Annotated in this window: 1 protein-coding gene and 1 pseudogene; both read right to left on the bottom strand. The window is 28.1% G+C overall.

Annotated features, from left to right (window positions below; translation table 11 throughout):
- Positions 1-524: hypothetical protein (locus FPG59_RS16250; RefSeq protein WP_217875968.1), on the bottom strand; the 524-nt coding region annotated here is incomplete at its 3' end.
- Positions 521-1,107, bottom strand: a pseudogene (locus FPG59_RS16835) (hypothetical protein); the annotation flags it as partial. The gene FPG59_RS16250 and the pseudogene FPG59_RS16835, both read right to left, overlap by 4 nt.

Here is a 1,107-nt window from a genome sequence, read left to right as displayed (position 1 = left end):
CTACCAGATAAACCACTAGATGTTTCACTGATTGATTTTTCTAAAGATAAATCTTTAATTTCATCAGACTTAATAATAAAAGTTACACTATCAACTTCATCTATTTTACAATCGAAAGTTTTTGCTTCATCTTTTTTAATTAACCATTTAGGAAATCCTCTAAAATTTATTCCATTACAATCAGACTCGTTATTTAGTTTTGAATATATTACATTATCGCTTTGCCCGTTTAAGGGTGCTATTGAAAGTATAGCTATATCCTGTTGCTCATCGCAAAATAATATATCTGAAACAATTATATTTTTGAAAGTATCTCCATTATTGAACTTATATTGAACTGTAATGTTTTCTCGAACAATATCTTTTAGCCTTGTATCAATTTTTCCATTTATACAATGTTCCGCAGTAATAATAAAATAATCTCCATCCCTATTTTTTGTTATTACACCACTTCCCGAAATAGAATTAATCCCATCAGATGCAGAAACCTTAACTACAATTTCTTTTAACAATTCTACACTCATACCGTAAATTCATTTTTATGGTGACAATCAAAAAGTAATAGTTCTTCATCTTTAAATAATTTACCAGTTCTACTCTCTATGTCATAAAGAGGGTAATTAAAATAAAATTGAACTTTAGATTTTTGCATATTCTTATGAGACACAATCTTAGCAATAGTTTCTCTATCTGGATGTTTTGCTCTTCCTTTTCCTCCATTAGTAGAAACTATATAATTATAACATTCTATACTGTCGAGAAACTTATTTGAAATATTGAATTTACTACCATGATGGGATAGTTTGACATAATCAAAAACAATTGGATTTTGATTTGGATATTTATCTGAAAGTCCCTCAGCTACTATTGTAGAATGAGCGTCACCTAAAAATAAACCATGAAAGTCAAGTGTCTGTATTGAAAATGCAATTGAAGAGGCATTTGCAAAATCTTTTTCAATACTTTTTTCTATATCAACATTATTAGCTAAACTTTCAAAATCAACATTGAAATCTTTTGCAATTATATCTACACTTGCTATTTGAGTTTCTTCATCTGCGGAAAGGTCTATTTCAGACCAATTTTTATTTAATTCATCTAAGGAAA

The organism is Flavobacterium sp. FPG59, assembly GCF_002150205.1.
GTDB lineage: Bacteria > Bacteroidota > Bacteroidia > Flavobacteriales > Flavobacteriaceae > Flavobacterium.
Note: the sequence above shows the minus strand (reverse complement) of the source record. Positions and strands in the feature narration are given on the sequence as shown.